The sequence below is a fragment of the Paenibacillus sp. RC67 genome (genome assembly GCF_030020805.1).
In the GTDB taxonomy this organism is placed as follows: domain Bacteria; phylum Bacillota; class Bacilli; order Paenibacillales; family NBRC-103111; genus Paenibacillus_S.
Genome location: NZ_CP125098.1, coordinates 420,829 through 439,591 on the forward strand (window position 1 = coordinate 420,829; position 18,763 = coordinate 439,591).

At 49.9% G+C, this 18,763-nt stretch carries 16 protein-coding genes; 14 read left to right on the forward strand and 2 right to left on the reverse strand.

The genetic code is table 11. The features are described 5' to 3' along the window. Positions 1 to 71 precede the first annotated feature (71 nt). Positions 72 to 1,001 (forward strand): LysR family transcriptional regulator, encoded by a 930-nt coding sequence (locus tag QMA13_RS01915; protein WP_282939172.1) that lies wholly within the window; start codon positions 72 to 74, stop codon positions 999 to 1,001. Between the two features lie 136 nt (positions 1,002 to 1,137). Here QMA13_RS01915 and QMA13_RS01920 read toward each other — a convergent pair whose 3' ends face one another. After that, positions 1,138 to 2,028, reverse strand: a complete 891-nt coding sequence (locus QMA13_RS01920) for a LysR family transcriptional regulator (RefSeq protein WP_282939173.1) — start codon at positions 2,026 to 2,028, stop codon at positions 1,138 to 1,140. Between the two features lie 169 nt (positions 2,029 to 2,197). Between QMA13_RS01920 and QMA13_RS01925 the strand changes: the two genes are divergently transcribed. The 5 genes from QMA13_RS01925 (at position 2,198) to QMA13_RS01945 (ending at position 9,208) form a co-directional block, all read left to right on the forward strand. Further along, positions 2,198 to 3,178, forward strand: coding sequence for an ABC transporter ATP-binding protein (locus QMA13_RS01925; protein ID WP_282939175.1), 981 nt, complete (start codon positions 2,198 to 2,200; stop codon positions 3,176 to 3,178). Positions 3,179 to 3,200: 22 nt separating this feature from the next. Further along, a complete protein-coding gene (locus QMA13_RS01930; protein ID WP_481858121.1) occupies positions 3,201 to 4,292 on the forward strand; it encodes an ABC transporter substrate-binding protein in 1,092 nt (363 codons plus the stop codon). Between the two features lie 9 nt (positions 4,293 to 4,301). Then, positions 4,302 to 5,978, forward strand: a complete 1,677-nt coding sequence (locus tag QMA13_RS01935) for an ABC transporter permease (RefSeq protein WP_282939177.1) — start codon at positions 4,302 to 4,304, stop codon at positions 5,976 to 5,978. After that, entirely contained in the window at positions 5,978 to 7,327 is a 1,350-nt protein-coding gene (locus tag QMA13_RS01940) for an MBL fold metallo-hydrolase (RefSeq protein WP_282939179.1), read from the forward strand. The genes QMA13_RS01935 and QMA13_RS01940 overlap by 1 nt, the downstream gene beginning before the upstream one ends. 492 nt (positions 7,328 to 7,819) lie before the next feature. Beyond that, a complete protein-coding gene (locus QMA13_RS01945; protein ID WP_282943209.1) occupies positions 7,820 to 9,208 on the forward strand; it encodes an amino acid permease in 1,389 nt (462 codons plus the stop codon). Positions 9,209 to 9,513: 305 nt separating this feature from the next. Here QMA13_RS01945 and QMA13_RS01950 read toward each other — a convergent pair whose 3' ends face one another. Continuing rightward, a complete protein-coding gene (locus QMA13_RS01950) occupies positions 9,514 to 10,419 on the reverse strand; it encodes a DMT family transporter (RefSeq protein WP_282943210.1) in 906 nt (301 codons plus the stop codon). Positions 10,420 to 10,516: 97 nt separating this feature from the next. On the opposite strand from QMA13_RS01950, the gene QMA13_RS01955 reads away from it, so the two are divergent. The 8 genes from QMA13_RS01955 to QMA13_RS01990 all read left to right on the forward strand — a co-directional run bounded on the left by QMA13_RS01955 (position 10,517) and on the right by QMA13_RS01990 (position 18,718). Next, positions 10,517 to 11,392 carry a LysR family transcriptional regulator gene (locus QMA13_RS01955; protein ID WP_282943211.1) on the forward strand — a complete coding sequence of 292 codons (876 nt, stop codon included), beginning with the start codon at positions 10,517 to 10,519 and terminating at the stop codon, positions 11,390 to 11,392. A gap of 376 nt (positions 11,393 to 11,768) precedes the next feature. Continuing rightward, complete coding sequence (locus tag QMA13_RS01960) at positions 11,769 to 12,725, forward strand: ornithine cyclodeaminase family protein (RefSeq protein WP_282939181.1); 957 nt, start codon at positions 11,769 to 11,771, stop codon at positions 12,723 to 12,725. Between the two features lie 27 nt (positions 12,726 to 12,752). Beyond that, positions 12,753 to 13,985 carry a trans-sulfuration enzyme family protein gene (locus QMA13_RS01965; RefSeq protein ID WP_282939183.1) on the forward strand — a complete coding sequence of 411 codons (1,233 nt, stop codon included), beginning with the start codon at positions 12,753 to 12,755 and terminating at the stop codon, positions 13,983 to 13,985. A 42-nt stretch (positions 13,986 to 14,027) separates the two neighbouring features. Further along, on the forward strand, positions 14,028 to 14,492 hold the full coding sequence (locus tag QMA13_RS01970; RefSeq protein ID WP_282939184.1) for a DUF6917 domain-containing protein: 465 nt from the start codon (positions 14,028 to 14,030) through the stop codon (positions 14,490 to 14,492). Continuing rightward, positions 14,476 to 14,721, forward strand: coding sequence for a hypothetical protein (locus QMA13_RS01975; protein WP_282939185.1), 246 nt, complete (start codon positions 14,476 to 14,478; stop codon positions 14,719 to 14,721). The genes QMA13_RS01970 and QMA13_RS01975 overlap by 17 nt, the downstream gene beginning before the upstream one ends. Further along, a complete protein-coding gene (locus QMA13_RS01980; protein ID WP_282939186.1) occupies positions 14,718 to 16,556 on the forward strand; it encodes a cobalamin B12-binding domain-containing protein in 1,839 nt (612 codons plus the stop codon). Before QMA13_RS01975 ends, QMA13_RS01980 begins: the two co-directional genes overlap by 4 nt. Positions 16,557 to 16,737: 181 nt before the next feature. Next, the gene (locus tag QMA13_RS01985) at positions 16,738 to 17,157 is read left to right on the forward strand and encodes an HIT family protein (RefSeq protein ID WP_282939187.1); all 420 of its coding nucleotides are present in this window, start codon (positions 16,738 to 16,740) and stop codon (positions 17,155 to 17,157) included. 211 nt (positions 17,158 to 17,368) lie between these two features. Further along, positions 17,369 to 18,718 (forward strand): ABC transporter substrate-binding protein, encoded by a 1,350-nt coding sequence (locus QMA13_RS01990; RefSeq protein WP_282939188.1) that lies wholly within the window; start codon positions 17,369 to 17,371, stop codon positions 18,716 to 18,718. Positions 18,719 to 18,763 lie beyond the last annotated feature (45 nt).

Genomic DNA, 18,763 nt, shown 5'->3' on the forward strand with positions numbered 1-18,763 from the left:
ATGATTGAAAATGATAATAAACATCATTATTATTGATATTATAAAGGGAGAAGAGAGGAGTCGGTCAGGAAGTGGATATCAACGATTTGAAAATATTTCAAACGGTTGCTGAGCTGGGAAGTGTCAGCAAAGCGGCTAAAGAGCTGAGCTACGTACAGTCCAATGTAACTGCGAGAATCCAACAGCTGGAGCATGAGCTCGGAACGACGTTATTCAGCAGGCATCGAAAAGGCGTGGCGCTGAATGCGGACGGACGGAAGCTGCTCGAATATACGCAAAAAATTTTGAAGTTGATGGCCGATATGAGGCAGGCTTTTCATGATCCGGAGGATCCTTCTGGTCCTCTGCTTATTGGCACTGTGGAAACTGTATCCAGCCTGCCGGCACTCTTATCCACGTATTGCAGGGAGTATCCTCGCGTCGATTTGTCACTGGTAACGGGAGTTACAGAGCATTTGATGAACGAAGTGCTTCAGTATCAGCTGGATGGGGCGTTCGTTACGGGGCCGATTCACCATGCAGAGATGGAGCAGGATTATTTGATTGAAGAAGATCTTGTTCTTATTGCCAAAAAGGACGAGGCTTTTGCTTCCCTCGAGCAATGTCTAGATAAGCCTCTGCTTGTATTCCGGGCAGGCTGCGGGTATCGGGCAAGGCTCGTACAATGGCTTGGGCAGCATGGCGTTGCGCCGGCCAAAATTATGGAATTCGGGACGCTTGAAACCATCTTGGCTATGGTTAGCTCGGGTCTTGGCATCTCCCTAGTACCGAAGTCGACTATTACGCATTTGGAAGCGGCTGGCGGACTTCGCTGCTTCACACTTCCGGAGCAGTTCAGCCGGATTACGACCGTATTCATTCGCCGCCGTGATTCGTTACTGGGGGCTACGATGCAAAAGTTTCTCGACAATGTCTCCGAGTTCCACCGGATGAACAAGGCCGCGGCTGTGTCACAAGGGACAAAGGAGCTTTTGGATTCCGAACGGCTTTCTGCAGGATAACAGTTTCCATTTGTATATCTTTATAGCGCCTTCCTAGGCTCCTCATCAGCAAAAAAAGGCTGTTATGAGGGGATGACTGGGAAGGCGCTTTTTGTCGTTATTACAAAATGAAATTGGACAGCTGGCCGGGATCAGATCACATAGAGGCAGATCGGTACAGATGCTCCATGAACTGATCCAGAACGGCGGACTGCCGCCGATCGACATTATATGCGTAATAGACATACCGTTTATAGCTATTCTGAGGGATAGGACGGCTTACCAGCTCGCCGCGCTCCACTTCTTTGCGAACCGCTAGCTGGGAGACGAAGGAGACGCCCTCACCGAGCATGACCGTCTGCTTGATCGCTTCCAGCGAATCCAGCTCCATATGTGCATTCAGCTCTATTTGATTGGTGTCAGCCCATTTCGTAGTCAGCTGTCTCGTGCTCGACTCCGGGCTATGCAGCAGGAAGGGGACGTTCTCAAGATGCTCGGGAAGGAGCTCCGGCATTTCTGCTAATGGATGCTGCGGTGAAGCGATCAGCACTAATTCATCCTCGCATAACGTTTGCGCAGCAAGGTAAGGCGCTTGGAATGGCTCGCAGGATAGGATTCCAAGATCAATCTCATGGTTCAACAGCATCTCCTTGATGACCGGTGCGGTCTTCACCATCAGCGTTAGGCTGATTCTTGGATAAGCTTTGGCAAAGCCGCTCAGAATGCGCGGAAGAATATACGTACCGGGTACATAGCTTGCCCCGATTCTCAACGAACCTCTGCCTAACTGGTCATACTCCTTGACGACGCGCTCCGCTTCCTGAGCCAGTGAATTGATTTTGACCGAGTAGTGGTAGAGCGATTGACCGGCTTCGGTCAATAAAATTTTACCTAATCGGGATTCGAACAGCTGAACGCCAAGATCTTGCTCTAGACTTTTCATATGAAAGGTGACTGTGGGCTGCTTCAAGCCGAGCGCGTCGGCAACAGGTGTGATTTTCTTATGTTTCTCCAACAATTCGACAATTTGCAGCTTCAGCAGGTTCATCTTGCACATCCCTCTGGTTAGAAAATAGGTACGGAACCAGTATAGAGAAAATCTATGGAATTGAATAGATCCCATTGATAAATTTAACAAAGGCTTTACGTAGAGATAATACTTCCTTGCATTTAGACCTGTACACTGAGGTTAGATTGGCAGATGGGAAGGGAATTGCATGGATGTCATCATTCAAGGCTTGCAAAAATCGTTCGATCAGGTACAGGCTCTTCAGCCGACAGATCTGCGAATTCGAAAAGGAAGCTTTACGACACTGTTAGGGCCATCAGGCTGCGGCAAAACGACGCTGCTGCGCATGATCGCAGGTTTGGAGACACCAGATCGCGGAGAGCTGCTCGTAGGCGAGGAGTGCTTGTTCTCCAGCAACCGGAAGGTAGATAAGCCCGCGCATCGCAGAAATTTCGGGATGGTGTTTCAGGATTTCGCCCTGTGGCCGCATATGACGGTGTTTGAGAATGTGGCCTTCGGGCTGAGGGCAAAGGGAAACACGAAGGACTTGAAGCATCACGTACAGCAAGCTATCGATACCGTCCGTTTGAGCGGTATGGAGGAACGGTATCCGCACCAGCTGTCCGGTGGACAGCAGCAGCGGGTTGCCTTTGCAAGAGCGGTTGTTACTCGGCCGCAGCTTGTCTTGTTCGACGAGCCTCTTAGTGCGCTCGATGCGATGCTGCGAGACGAGATGAGGCTTGAGCTCATCAGCCTCGTACGGGACATCGGACTGACTGCGCTGTATGTTACGCATGATCAGACGGAGGCGATGTCGATGTCCGACGAGATCGTTGTTATGAAGGAAGGCCGCATTCTTCAAAGCGGCCAGCCGGAGCAAATATACAATCAGCCGGAGCATCCTTTCGTCGCGCAATTTATCGGGAAATCGAACTGGCTGGAGAAGGACAAACGGATGGTTCGACCCGAGCATATTCACTGGCAGCAATCCGAGGGTGGAACGGATGATCCGGAGCAAGAGAACTATTCGGGTACGATCCGCAGCGTCAGCTATCATGGTGACCGCTATGAGGTACAGCTGGATATGGGGGCTATGGGATTATGGACAGCCTATCATCAAGTACGATTGCCGGTCGGGCTGCGGACCGAGGTTTATGTATCGAAGCGGCACATTCATACCATTTCGTAACCAATTGGGGAGGCTTATAACAATGAAAATGAGAACCGGATTGAAGAATGGAGCACTTCTTTTACTGACGGCTATGGTCGGATTCGGAGTTGCCGGTTGCGGCACCTCACAGCAGACGGCAGCGACGAATGGAGCGGCACCGAAAGCTGAACAGCCGGCGCAGCAGCCTGCTAAGAACGAGGAAAAGAAAGAAGAGAAGAAGCTGAGCGGCAAGTTGGTCGTTTACAGCGCGGGTCCTAAGGAACTGGCTGAAAGCATTCAAAAGGGCTATGAAGCAAAAACCGGCGTGAAAATTGAAATGTTCCAAGGGACAAACGGCAAAATTTTATCCCGTATGGAAGCCGAGAAGGCCAATCCGGTTGTCGACGTAGTTGTTCTGGCATCACTGCCATCCGCCCAGGGCTTGAAGAAAAGCGGCCTCACTTTGGAGTATAAGGAAGCAAAGAATGTGGATAAATTGATTCCTGAATGGTCTGATAAGGAAGGCAACTTCTTCGGCTACAGCGCTTCGGCGCTTGGTATCGGCTACAATACAAAGCTCGTCAAAACCCCGCCAAAGGAATGGACGGATTTAACGAAGGAAGAGTGGAAGGGCAAAATAAACATTCCAGACCCTGCATTGTCCGGCTCAGCGCTTGATTTCGTTACTGGATATTTGAGCATGAAGGGCGATTCAGGTTGGGATTTGCTTGATCAATATAAGAAAAACGGTGTAGCGATGGCAGGAGCTAACCAAGAAGCGCTTGATCCGGTGATTACAGGCTCCAAAAGCATCGTGGCTGCTGGTGTTGATTACATGACTTATCAAGCTAAGGCCAAGGGCGAGCCTGTCGACATGATTTATCCTGCGAGCGGTACTGTGATTAGCCCGCGTCCAGCTGCAATTATTAAATCCAGCAAAAACGTAGACAATGCCAAAGCGTTTATCGATTATTTGCTGTCGGACGAAGCGCAAAAAATGGTAGCTGAAACGTATCTGCTGCCTGGCCGTAAAGACGTTCCAGCCAAAGACCGTCCGGGTGTGGAGCAAATTCCACAAATGAAAGTGGACTGGAATTGGATGGACACCAACGGAGAAGCCGTAACGAAAAAATTCACGCAGTTATTTAAATAAGAGGCAGCTATGTACAGCACAAACACAGGTTCTTTCAAAAAACTGGGGATGACACTGGCGCTGCTGCTTCTAGCGCTGCTGGTGGTCGTCCCGCTTTTTTTCATCTTTTTGACAAGCATTCATTCCGGTGAACAATGGGATTGGATGGCTCCGATTCGAACGATTCTGGCCAATGAGCTAGGCGAGGTGTTCTGGAATTCTATCTGGCTCGGATTGTGCGTCATCGTAGGCACAACGGTGTTAGCTCTGCCGTTGGCATGGATATTATCTAGAACTGACTTAAAACGCCATACGTGGCTCGATATTGTCCTGCTGATTCCCTTCATGACTCCGCCGTATATCGGCTCAATGGGCTGGATTCTATTTATGCAGACGAATGGTTATCTGGAGCAGCTGCTTCCTTCAGCCGCAGCGGTGACGCCGGTGTTTTTTAGCTCATTCGGGATGATTGCCATCATGAGCCTTCATTTGTTCCCGTTCCTGTACTTGATCCTGCGCAATGCGCTCGTACAGATCGGCGGCAGCAAGGAGGAAGCGGCCAGTGTGCATGGGGGCGGCTTTCTGTACAGCTTTCGCCGCGTCGTGCTGCCGCTCTTGCTGTCCAGCTATGCGATGGGGGCGCTGCTTATTTTCGTCAAAACGATTGCCGAATTCGGTACCCCGGCTACCTTTGGCCGCAAAATCGGCTTTTACGTGCTGACGTCGGAAATCCATAAGTACATTTCCAGTTGGCCGATTGACTTCGGCAAAGCGACGTCGCTGGCTTCCATACTGTTAACCACCTGCTTGCTGATCTGGTATATGCAGTCCATAGTCAGCCAGCGGTTTACCTATTCGCTGGTCGGAGGCAAGGGCTCCCGCGGGAAGCTGTACCGGATGAGCGGCTGGATGCGCAGCCTTGCCTGGCTCTATGTTGTGGGACTGCTTGTGGTTTCCATCGGCATCCCCTATTTTTCGATCATCGCAGCATCCTTGATGAAGCTGCGCGGAGTCGGACTGGCTTGGACCAACCTGACACTTCAACATTACGTGGAACTCCTTACATGGGGCTCCAAAAGCATGCAGGCACTGATGAACAGTATCAGCCTATCCTTGGTTGCAGCGACGATCTCGGTCATCCTTGGAACGTATTTCGCTTTGATGATCGGTCGGGCCAGATCATGGCCGCAGAAACTAACTGACTTGTTCAGCCTGCTGCCCAATACAGTGCCGGGCATTGTCATTGTGGTAGGCTTGATCCTGCTGTGGAATGCACCGTGGAATCCGATTCCGCTGTACAACACATATGGCATGGTCGTATTGACGTACGTTGTGTTTTTTCTCCCTTACACGGTGCAATATGTCAAAGCCAATTTCGCTCAGCTCGATCCATCGCTGTTCCAGGCTGGACGGGTGTTTGGAGGAAGCTCAACGTACATTTTCCGCCGAATTCTGCTGCCCCTCATCATTCCGGGGATGCTGGCGGGCTGGATGATGACCTTCACGATCTCGGTCCGTGAGCTGGTCGCGTCTCTTATGATTCTGCCCCCTTCGATGGAAACGTCGGCAACGTATATTTTTTCTCAATTCGAGCAAGGCAAGGTGTCTCTCGGGATGGCGATGGCGGTTGTCTCCGTCGGTCTGACGACAGTCATGCTCCTTGCCGTTAATACGATAAGCGCAAACAAAAAGTGGAGTGTGAAATAATGCAAGTAACTGTATGGGGCGGTGCGGGGGAGCATGGCCGCTCCTGCTACCTCGTGGAACACCGTCAAACCCGCGTTTTGCTGGATTGCGGGGTGAAGAAGGAAGGAACAGGGGAGTACCCTCTGCTGGATGAGCGGGCCGTATCCGAATTGGATGCGGTGTTTCTTTCCCATGCCCATGAAGACCATTCTATGGCCCTGCCGCTGCTGTATAAGATGGGCTATGGGGGTAAGGTATGGACAACACGGGCAACCGTTCGTCAGCTTCCCTCTTATTTCGAGGCCTGGAGGCGCTATGTGACGGATCAAGGTGCTGAGCTGCCTTACGAGGGGCGGCATATCGACGCAATCCACTACGCATTTATAGAAGAAGTGGTTCCAGCCGGTGAATGGCTGGCGCTGTCGGACAAGCTGAGCGTCTGCTGGGGAAGAAGCGGGCATCTGCCAGGCTCTATTTGGCTGCTGCTTAATATGGAAGGGAGCTTGGCTTTCTTCTCGGGCGATTATACGTCTGAATCAGCCTTGCTTGCAGCGGAAATTCCAAGCATACCCAATTGCGGTGAGGCTAACCTAAGAGGGCTGCAGGAGTACGGCAGCATCCATGCGGCGGAATGCCTAGAATTATCCATTGTGGAAGCGGCTTATGGAATGGATGAAGACTCTCAGGAGCATAAGCTTGCACAGTTGAAAGAGGTCGTGGGGTCCGTATTGCAGCAGCAGGAGACGGTACTGCTTCCAGTACCAACCTATGGGAGAGGTCAGGAGCTGCTATTATGGGCACTTGATACATTCCCGCATGCAAGGATCGTTGTTGAACGAGAGATTATGGACGTACTCGGACAAATGCTGGATTGGCCGGAATGGTTGAAGGAAAATGCGGCACAGCACATAATGGACTGCCTATCGGATGAGCGCCTGATTGTAGTGGATTGTGAATCGGAGCGGGAGCAGGCACTCGCCGATAGTGCTGGGGTGGGTGTCATCGTGTTCACGAATGACGGCATGATGCAATCAGCCAAATGCCGATGGTACTATAACCAGCTTCGCCTGAACGGCGGTTATAGAGTCGTGCTGACAGGTCATTTGGCCAAGGGAAGCCTCGGTCAGCGGCTGCTGAACGGAGAAGAACCGGGAGAGGACGGCAGTCGGATTCATTTGGTCAGGTACAAAGTACATCAAGGCTTGCCTGACGTTAAGGCGATGCTGGATGCTGTGCCTGCGAAGCAGACAGTGCTGGTGCACGCTGGGAAAGCATCGACGGATGACCTATGCCGCCATCTAAGAAACAAAGGGTACGAAGGGTTAAACTCCATGGCGACTGGCGAGGTGCTGGTTGTGCAGCTTAAATGAAGACTGCAAGAGAAGGTTCCCCGGAAGCGGATTCGCTGCCGGGGATTTTTACAATGTAGCCTCCATTCCATTCATTTTTTCTTTCTAGAAACATGGAAGCATATCCCTGTCATAGCCTAGCTCAGCATTCCCGTTCCTTGATACGGATCGCTTCTTTCACCAGAATGAGGTTACCTACTATGTAATATTTTTCTTTTTCTTAGACTCTCTTTCCCCTTGTTAGTTGGGCAGTGTAATATCATTTGAAATAAGTCTGCCACATAAAATCTGCAGGCTAACGTATCGAAAGCAGTGTGGGGCGGTAAAATATAGAAGAATTTTGCAGCGCAAGCGTTGAATTTTAATGCAATTGTAAAATTTTTCAATTGATCTTTAACTCCAGCACTACTATTCTATATTAGGCAAGATAGAGTCTTATCGGGAACGGTGACGACAAGGGAGTGTTCTTTTTTGAAGGAAGAAAAGCTGCAAAGAGGGCTGAAAGCCCGCCACATGGCCATGATCTCGCTAGGCGGGTCCATCGGGACCGGCCTGTTTCTGGCAAGCGGAGGAGCCATCCATACTGCAGGACCGGGGGGCGCTCTATTTGCTTATTTGACCATTGGTATAATGGTCTATTTTCTCGTGACGAGTTTGGGGGAAATGGCAACATACATGCCGCTATCCGGGACATTCAGTACATATGCAACGAGATTCGTTGATCCTGCCTTCGGCTTCGCGCTTGGTTGGAATTATTGGTACAACTGGGCGATCACTATCGCCGCGGAATTGACGGCTGCTACGCTAATTATGAAATTTTGGTTTCCCAATAGCTCTTCTTTCTTATGGAGTGCCTTATTTCTTGCTCTAATGACAATGCTTAATCTGCTTTCGGTCAAAGGGTACGGAGAGACGGAATTTTGGTTCGCGCTTATTAAAGTCATAACCGTTATTGTATTTATCGCTATCGGTCTTCTGATGATCGCAGGCATCTGGTCTCAACAGTCGGTAGGCTTCCAAAATTGGAAGATAGGAGACGCGCCTTTTCACGGAGGCTTCCTAGCTGCATTAAGTGTGTTCATGGCGGCTGGTTTCTCATTTCAAGGTACGGAACTTGTCGGTGTTGCGGCAGGTGAGAGTGAGAACCCGAGGGAAAATGTGCCGCGTGCCATCCGTACTGTGTTTTGGCGTATTTTATTGTTCTACTTGTTGGCGATTCTCGTCATCGGCTTAATTATTCCGTACACGAATGAAGCTTTGTCCAGTGACAACATTACGATGAGCCCTTTTACGATCGTATTTGAAAAAGCGGGCTTGAGCATGGCCGCCTCGGTCATGAATGCTGTCATATTGACATCGGTATTATCGGCCGGTAACTCAGGGATGTATGCTTCGACCCGTATGCTGTGGGTGCTGGCGCAGGAAGGTAAGGCGCCTCGCTTTCTGAAGAAACTGACAAGCCGGGGAGTACCCGTATTTGCTCTATTGGCAACAGCGGTGCTTGGTATGTTCGCTTTCTTGTCTTCGTTTTATGGAGATGGTTTGGTGTATGTTTGGCTGTTGAATGCGTCCGGAATGTCCGGGTTTATTGCATGGCTGGGTATTGCCATAAGTCATTACGGCTTCCGTCGAGCCTATGTAGCTCAGGGTAAATCGTTGAAGGATCTGCCGTATCGTGCTAAATGGTTTCCATTCGGGCCTGTATTGGCTGGGGTGCTCTGTGTGATCGTCATTATCGGGCAAGCGATGGGTGCGTTCTCGGATGGTAAAATCGATTGGGCGTATATGTTCGCTTCGTACATTGGGATTCCATTGTTTCTGGTCATCTGGCTCGGATACAAATGGAAGTACAAGACGAAGGTGTTGAAGCCTGCGGAGTGCGTATTTGACGAAGAGGAATAGAAAAAAGCCGCTGAGAAGCGGCCTTTTTAGTTGGTGAGAACCCTTTGTAAGTAGAAAAATATACTGGTTTCCCGGTGGCATATCCCCTTCCGGCCGCTGTTGTTATCGGGAAATTTTAATTTAAGCGCTTTGCAGCGGTGATTTCCCGATAACAAAGGCGGGCACTATCGCTCCTCCAGGGGATATGCCACCTACCAACCATTACATTTTTTATAGAATAAAGACTTCTCACCAAAATCAAAAGCCGCCAAAAAAGCGGCTTTTTGCTAGAAAGAAGAGAGAAGGAAGAGACCAAGCACCTAAGCCTAAGCCGTCTTAAGGTTCTTCTTGCTGCACAAAGCTTTAGGTTTGGAGTTCACCAGCACGATGCTAAGTAGAATAAGAATGAGTCCGGCAACCAGTGTAATGGTAATCTTTTCGCCTAAAAAGAGCACGCTGCAAATAATAGAGATAAGCGGAATGAGGAAAGTAAACGATCCTACCTTGCTGGCCTCCCCTGAGCCGACAAGCTTGAAGAAAGCGAGCCAACCGAGTGCAATAACGAAAATGGAAATAAACAAAAGGCATGCAACAAATGATGGGTTCCAATGAATATCGGACCAGTTTTCAAAGACGCTGCCTGTGCTCGTTAACACGATACCGCCGATAAAAATCTGAAGGGCGACGACCCAGATGGCATCCACCTGTCCCGTTGTTTTCTTCATATACAGCGTACCTAAGGCCCAGCTAATGGCACTCCCGATAGCGAGCCAAATCCCTACAGAAGAGATGGGACCGGCAAAGCCTCCACTGCTGATGGCCGCCACCCCAAGGAATCCTAGAACCAAGCCCGTCATTTTCAAGCCGAACATGGATTCACCAAGCCACAACCACGACCCGAGACCGAGCAGCACAGGCTGGAAAAACACTAAAGCAGAGAATAGCCCTGCGGGCAAATAGTTCAGCCCGACGGTTTGAAGACCGTAATAAAGAATGATGTTCAGGACAGAGGATATCAGGTAAATAGGCCAGGTTTGCTTCCATTGCAGCTTTTTAAATCGCGGCAGTGAAATGACAACTAGAATGACACCCCCGATCAAAGTTCGCAAGCCAGCAAACAGCAATGGCGGTGTGTATTGCAGCGCATATTTGGACAAGGGCCAGTTAATCCCCCATATGATGACGAGAAACGCCAAATAAACGGCAGCTCGAGTACGTGAAAGCTGCGGCATGTAGATCACTCCTTGTTGTTTCATCTTTTCCCATGATACAATGGTTTCGCTGATAAATAAAATGAATGATAATCATAAGGGGTATATCAAATACGTTATGACCCATTCCCAACTCAAACTATTAGTCAAAATTGCTGATACCGGAAGCTTCACAAGAGCGGGCCAGGAAATGAATATGACACAGCCAGCGGTAAGCCGTGCTATTTCTACACTGGAGGCCGAGCTAGGCGTTACTCTCCTAATTAGGGATCGGCGCAAAGGAATTGTCCTGACAGAGGTTGGTAAGCGAATTCTTGTTCTTTTTCGCGATATTTTGAAAGGCTTTGATAAGGTCGACCAAGAGGTAGCGGCCGAGAAAGGTTTTGAGGTCGGATTGATCCGAATCGGCTCTTTTCCGGCGGCTTCGGCTCATTTTTTGCCCAAAATCTTTCGTGTCATTGGAGAGAAATACCCGCGTGTTCGATTTGAGCTTCACGAAGGAAGCATCGACGAGATCAAGGAATGGTTAGTGGCAAGGACAATTGATGTAGGGTGGATCATTCCGCCGAATCATGAGTTTGAAGCCATTCCCCTGCTCAAAGAAAACATGTTTTTGTTTCTGAGGGAGGACCACCCTTTGCAAAGCCTCTCCAGCATTCATGTCAAGCATCTGGATAACGAACCGATGATTATTTGCAAGGGCGGATATGAAACCCCGATTTATGAGCTGTTCGAACGAGGAGGCGCCCGGCTTCAAGCCAAATTTGTCGTTCATAATGTCAACACCGCTTTAAATATGATTCAGGAAGGCTTGGGTATGGCTATTATGTCCAATGTATCATTGTCCTTGTCGACCTTGCCGCCTAATGTTCGAATCCGATCTTTGGAGCCGCAGCCTTATAGGGAAATTTCTTTGGCCGTTCCTTCGATAGAGGAATCTTCTTTAGCCGTTAAGCTGTTTATTCAAACCGCTAAGGATTTGTTCTCCAATTAGAAATACTTATAGAAAAGTTAAGCCCGCGCGATTAAGTAAAAGGTAAGACTGAGCTACCGCTTGCAGCATGATAAATTGGCCAAATAGTTAAAGCCGCTTTATTCTCTCGCTTGAGAGAACGAAGCGGCTTTTTGCCTTAGGATTGGGAAGATTCATCGATATATTAATGAAGGGCATGGGGCTTCGATGATAAAAATAGTCGAAGCCCATACATGATAGTGATTATCATTATCATAAATTGGGAAAAGCTATAACATAAACTTATGATAATGGTTCTCAATAATAAAATCAATCGACGGGGGTTGAGTCGTTGTTTGGGAATAAGACCATGCTTTTTCTCAATGAGTCCGATGTTGCCACTTGCGGAGGCCATGATGTGAGAGCAGCATTGGAGGATGTGAGGAGAGCTTTATTGTGCCATGGTCAAGGGGAGACCATACTTCCTCCAAAAATGACGCTGTCACATTCGTTCGATAAGCAAACAGGGCCCTCATCAGGTTCTCTTCCACATTATGTAGCCATGCCAGCCTATCTAGGTGGGAACGTCCCCTATGCAGGCTTTAAATGGGTTAGCGTGGGACATCCGCATACGGCGGATCAACCGGATATTACGGCTATTATCGTGATCCAATCGCCTCAATCTAGTTATCCAGCCGCGATAATGGACGGCACGCTCATAACATCTATCCGCTCAGCTGCGGTAACGGCTGTAGCCGTGCAGGAGCTGGCGCGACCGGATGCACAAGTGCTCGGGATTATTGGAACCGGAGCACAGGGAGCTAAGCACCTGCAGCTGCTTTCACAAGCTTTGCCGAAGCTGAAGCAAATCCGCCTCTACAATCGCAGTAGGGATAAGGCTGTGGAGCTGGCTACACGGTGGAAGGATCAAGTGAAGACGGAGATTATCGTCACTGAGGGAGCCCAAGAAGCGGTCATGGAATCGGACATCGTGGTGACGGCAACCTCTACGAACGAACCTATCGTACAGGCCGAATGGCTGAAGCGGGGAGTATTGTATGTCCAGGTAGGTCGGCATGAGATTACTTTCGAGGCGGTACAGCGGTTTGACAAAATCTTTGTCGACGATTGGCAGCAGATCCGCCAAAGAGGAGTGCAGACGTTAGCGCTCATGGAGCAGGAAGGGCGATGGCGCTCATCTTGCCTTCATGGCACGCTCGGACAGAGGCTGCTAGGAGCCATAGTCGGGCGGGAGTCGGATTCAGAACGAATTATGGTTAGCACCATTGGCCTTGGTGTTGTGGATCTCGCTATAGCAGCCAGGATTTATGAGCAAGCGGTGGCTCAAGGCATTGGTCAAGTACTAACTCGATGATTACACGATAGTTAGGGGATAGAAGGCATGCTAGAGAAAGAACAACCATCGACTGCGCCAAGAAGGCTTCTTACGGACATCGTCCATGCAGGTGAAGAGACACGTAATCTTTACGGCAGTGTGACGACCCCGATTGTGCAGACTGTCAATTTTTATTTTGAAAGCACAGCGGAGCTGGAGGCTTTTTATAGAGAAAAGCATGGATTAAGCGATTTGGAAAAAGAACGATACCCCCGATTCAAATATGGTCGAACAGGGAATCCGACTCAACAAACCTTGGAGAAAAAGCTAGCCGCTCTCGAAGGAGGCGAGGCTGCTTTAATGACCTCTAGCGGTATGAGCGCCGTCAGTACGGCACTACTCGATCTACTGTCTGCGGGCGACCATCTGGTGGTGGTGGGCGATCCGTATTTTCATATCAAGGAGTTCGTTGACCGCTATTTAACGAAATGGAATATTACTTCAACCTATGTGCCTATCAACGATTTCACGGCACTGGAGCAGGCGATTCAGCCGAATACGAAAGTCATGTTCGCAGAAACCCCGACGAATCCTCATATGAGGGTTATGGATATGGAACAGGCGGTTCGGCTGTGCCGGGCTAGAGGGCTATACTTCATCATTGATAGTACGTTCGCCACACCGTACAACCTTCGTCCTCTGGAGTATGGAGCTGATCTTGTCATTCACAGCGCCACTAAATTTATAAGCGGGCATAACGATGTCATTGCGGGCGTGCTGATTGGGAGGGCGAGCGATATTCACCGGATGCGCGACAGCCTGGAAATTATGGGCGGCACCATTCAGCCGATGATGGCGTATTGGGTTGCGCGCGGGCTCAAAACGATGGGGCTTCGAATGGAGAGACACAATGCAACAGCGTTGCAGGTGGCGCAATATTTGGATGCTCATCCCAAGGTAAGCAAGGTGTACTATCCAGGACTTCCTTCTCACCCGGATTATGCAGTAGCCCAATCCCAAATGAGAGGATACGGTGGCGTTGTAACGTTTGAGGTCGATAATCTGGAGCAAGCGCGACAAGTGGTCGACGCGATGCGGATTCCTCGTCTCGCCAGCAGCCTGGGCGGCGTAGAAAGCCTGATCAGCGTGACGGCAATGAGTGCGATGGCCTATTTCTTTATGACGCGGGAAGAACGGCTGGAGAGGGCAATTCCTGATGGAATGATACGATTTTCTATTGGTATCGAGGACCCTGAAGATATTATCGCCGATTTGGCACAGGCTCTGGATAAGCTGTGACGTCGGGCATTCGAAGCCGATGTGTGAATGGAGGCTAATAGGATGGTAAAAGGGCAAGATCCATATGCTAGGGGATTGATCGATTTCAATCCATTCGTGGAGCGAAGGCGAATGACCGGAGAGGTGGTCGCCGTACTGGAAGGACGTCTGTCCAACAGAGGGCTTGTCTTGATTCACGCCCGTTCGAGAGCCTGCCGTAAGCATGACATCCATGAATTGATCTTGACGGCAGAGTCCCAGGCTAAGCCAGGCGTACAGGTGGATAAGATCGCTTATTTAGCTTTTTTTGAAGTGACGAGCGGAGCCGTTGTCGTTGCGGGAGATCACATCATTATAGGAGACCGATGGAACGGTACGGTTGCCGGATTTGACGAGACGCATGCGCCCAACCATATCAATATCGTGGTAACGGGAGAAAAGGAATGGACGGGACAGGAAGCGGGCTTAAGAGTAGGGGATGCAGTACATATTATACCTGCAGGTGATGAAGATGAATTCAGCTCATGAAGCATTGGAAAGAGTCGTCGATGCGATCGATATCGAGACGTTTTTGATTTGCCGCAGTGAGCAGGAGGCAGGGCAGCTCATGCTGGAGCTGCTGAATCAAATGGGCTTTCCAAACGGTGATGTGGTGTTTGTTCAGCATGAAGGTCCTGGCGCCCGGGTGCGGGGCCGCGCTTATGTGCATACCCCGGATGAAGCTCCGCTGCAAATGATAGGGAAGGCAGGACAATGATGAGTGTGAGAGTACAGCGGATATTGCTTGTTCCGCTCGACCCGGTGCATGATGTCGGCATTAAGATGATCCGCAACGGGCTTGCCGAAGCGGGACATGATACAACCTTGCTGCCCCCTGACTTGGCCGTAGAGGAGGTTGTCGAGCGGGCTTTGCAGGCGGACTACGATTGCATATTGATCAGTCGGACGATGGGTTACGGGGTGACGGAGCTGCTCACGCGGTTCATCGAGCTTGTGAAGAACGCAGGAATTAGGGAACGCGTCAAACTCGGAGTGGGTGGCATGGCGATAAGGCCCGAGCTCGTCGATCCGCTGGGCTTTGACAGAAGTTTTGGCCGAGGGACAACGGTAGAGGAAGCCGTCGCCTTTGTGGAGGGAAGGTCTGTCAAGGAGGAGTCGGGTGCTGCGCGGAGGAACAAGCCCGATTTGACGGCTGGCTTCTCGTACCGCTATGGGGAGGAGCGAATCGGTAGCTTGCTAGATGTCATCGCACGCGAGACGGTGGATTGGGCAGCGGAACGCACGACAGCCGCTCTGCACAGAGCGCAGCTGCGCCAGTCGGCCTTCATGCAGGGAGATCCTGCTGACGGTTTTCGGCTGAGCGGCGCAGCAAGACGTGAATACGCCATGTGCTGCTCGCAGGATATTCGCGAATACTATGCTGCTGCCCATTTGCCCGAGCGGGTGCAGCGGATTCGTACCTCTCGATTGGAGGAGGCCGTAGCATTTTGCTTAGCCTCCGCTGGCTGCAAGCAAGATGTCACGCTCCATCACGCCGGGGCGAAGCCGGTTGTCCTCGTTCAATACGGGACCGGATCGCCGTTGATGGATATATCCCATATGAAAGTATCTGAGGCTTGGGGAGCAGAGGGTGTCATTCACTTCGATCCGGCGTGGGGAGCCCGATCGGAAGGATTGCTGGAAGGCTGTTTATCATTCCAAGGGGACGGAACCGTTATTACACCGGACAATATTCGGCTGCTTCGTTCCGCCTTGCTGCCCGCGACCTTGTTCCAGGTGAGAGCGCACCGCGGTCTTAATACCCCCGAGACGGTGGTTATAGCGGGAGAAGCCGGTGCGGATATGACCAAGATCAATATCGCTTACGGCTCACTTGGCGGCGGCACCGATCCCGAGCGTCTGACCGTCGACGGCATCGCATCTATGACGTACGCCGCTCAGTACGGGCTTCCTTACGATATCGTGACCAACGAGGAGCTGTGCGGCGTACCGGCTTACAAAGCATTCGCGGGAATGCTTATTGGCTGCGCCTTAGGACGGCTAACTGGGGGCCGTCCGATCCTTCAGCCTCTGTTCTGTTACTCGCCCGAAGCCATGCTTCAAGGGCGGATGCACGATAATTACATCGATTTCAATACCGCCAAGATTCAGGTGCTGCGGCAAATTATCGATGCGCCGATCTGGCCTGGAGCCCCGATAGGCTTCATGACGCATACCGAGGATCGGGTGCAATCCTCGGTAACGACGTCGCTGCATGCCGCCTTGGCCGCATCGTTGCAGGTCGACGCGATGACCATCGCGTCATCTGACGAAGCCTATTCGGGCGGTTCGATATCTGCTCAGGCAAGGGTAGATACGCTTCGAGGAGTGAAGGAAGCGCTCCGCTTCCTTGGACATGGGCATATAGCGCCGACCCCAGCGGCTAAAGGGATGTCCGATCAGCTGCTCGAGCAGATCGAGCGGGTGCTTGAGCAGGTAAGGTCGGTTGGCTTTGTCGATTCGCTATATCGTGGCCTTCTAGGAAGTACGGATGATGGAGCCTATCCGGGGAGAGCGGGCCGAGGGACTGTACAAGCCTCTGTTTATTACTAGCTTTCTGAAGCTAGGTACACGTCGTTCGGTTCGCAGTTCTCTTCTGTGAAGAAAAGTTTGGTGAGCCGATCGTTGTCGTGCCCGTTCCATCCAGCAGCCAAAAGAGAATGGACAAACAGGAGGGTGGAGGATTACTATTAAACAGAGCTTGTAAAATCAACCCAAAGGCAGGGGAACTATAATGACGCAAAGCTGTATTTATTGCACGAAGGACGAACGGATCAACAACTTGATGATCGAAATCGGCCAGCTTCGTGTATCGACATTGTATCTTTTCAGGGAGCAAACGTACCGTGGACGCTGCATTGTTGCTCTGAATGAGCATGAGACGGAGTTCTTCCATCTCTCCCAAGAGAAGCAGGATGCTTACATGCGGGATGTCGCCCAAACGGCCCAGGCTATCGAGAAAGCCTTTGCTCCTAACAAAATCAATTACGGCGCATTCGGAGATACGATGCCGCATGTCCACTTCCACATCGTTCCGAAATACGAGAACGAGTACACTTGGGGCAAAATGTTTGAGATGAATCCAGCTCCGAACAAGCAGCTTAGCGATGCGGAATATGAAGAAATCATAGGTCTTATCAAACAGCAATTATAATTTCAGCAATCCAAGACACCCGCAAGGGTGTCTTTTTCCATCCTAATTACTGTTTGATTTCCTAAAATGTATGAAGATCGGACATGAAGAAGTGTGTTTCGGTTATCGATTAAGGTGAAAAGAGAGGGTATAATCATTTATGAAAACGATTTCAAAATAAACTCTTATGGGACTTAACCCATAGAACGAGAGTACAAGGGGGATTAGTATAGTGCTGTATAGAAAATGGGGGATCGCTCTGGTTGCGACTTCGCTAATGATTCCGACTTTGGCTGCATGCTCGAACGCTAAAGAAGAAAAGGCAGCGGAAGCGCCTAAATCAGCCGAGGTCAATTACAACGAAACCGCAACGCTGACTATCGTATCGCAATTTGGGGACACGCAGGAATATTTCGATAAATTATACGGCAGCCGCATTAAGAAAAAATTCCCTAATGTGACGATCAACTTCATTCCGAGGGGGACAGGGACGGGGATTAATGATCTCGTAGCGGCAGGAACTTACCCGGACATTATGTATGGCAGTTTATCCGACATCGACGGTTTTTTGATTGATAACGGTTTGGCTTACGATATGTCGGAGCTTGTTAAGAAAAACGCCTACAATTTAAGCCGGTTTGATCAAGTTCATATCGACAGTATTAAGAATACGAACCCTGACGGAGCTTTATACGGGCTTCCTATGCCGTCTTCTCAAGTTCAAGTGCTCTTTTACAATAAAGCTTTGTTTGACAAATTCGGTGTTCCATATCCGAAGGATGGAATGACTTGGGACGACACCTATGAATTGGCCAAAAAGATGACCCGAGCGGATGGTGGAGAGGTTTATCGCGGCTTCAGTTCCTTTATTGGCAGCGTACTGAGAGACAATCAGCTATCTTACCCGTATCTGGACCCGAAAGCGGATCAAATGTACGATACTGAGAAATGGAAGCAGCTGTTTTCGAATCTCAGTCGGTTTTACCAAATCCCGAATAATAACCGTGATCCGAAGAAAAAGTCGCAAACCGAAGAGTATACGGCTTTCCATACCAAAATGAACATCGCGATGCAGGTAAACCAACTGACTCGATATCTGGAATACCCTAAAGAGCTGAACTGGGATATGGTCACGATTCCTACGTTTAAAGAACTGCCTAACGTGGGCAGCCAATCCGGCGCGTATTATTGGTACATTAGCAACACGAATAAAAACAAGGACCTTTCGTTCCATGTGATTTCGTATATGCTATCGGATGAGGTTCAACTGGATATGGCTAAAACAGTAGGCTTAATTCCATCATTGAAATCGTCGAGCGATATTTTTAAATCGATTGGTCAAGATGTGCCTGAGCTCAAAGGGAAAAATATTCAGGCAGTATACAAATATAAACCGGCGGCAGCGCCTCCGAAGAGAGATAAAGGCTTAATTGGCGCCAACCCGAACGAGCTGAAAAAAATCGCGGAAAAAGTATTCGACAGAACGACTTTGGATAATGTCGACATCAATACCGCAATAAGGGATGCGCAGGAAGAAATGGCTAAACAAGTAGACGCGAAAAAAGCCAATGTGAAGAAGTAACCTAATAAATGAGCGGCAGTCAGAGCATGCTTACATGTTCTTGGC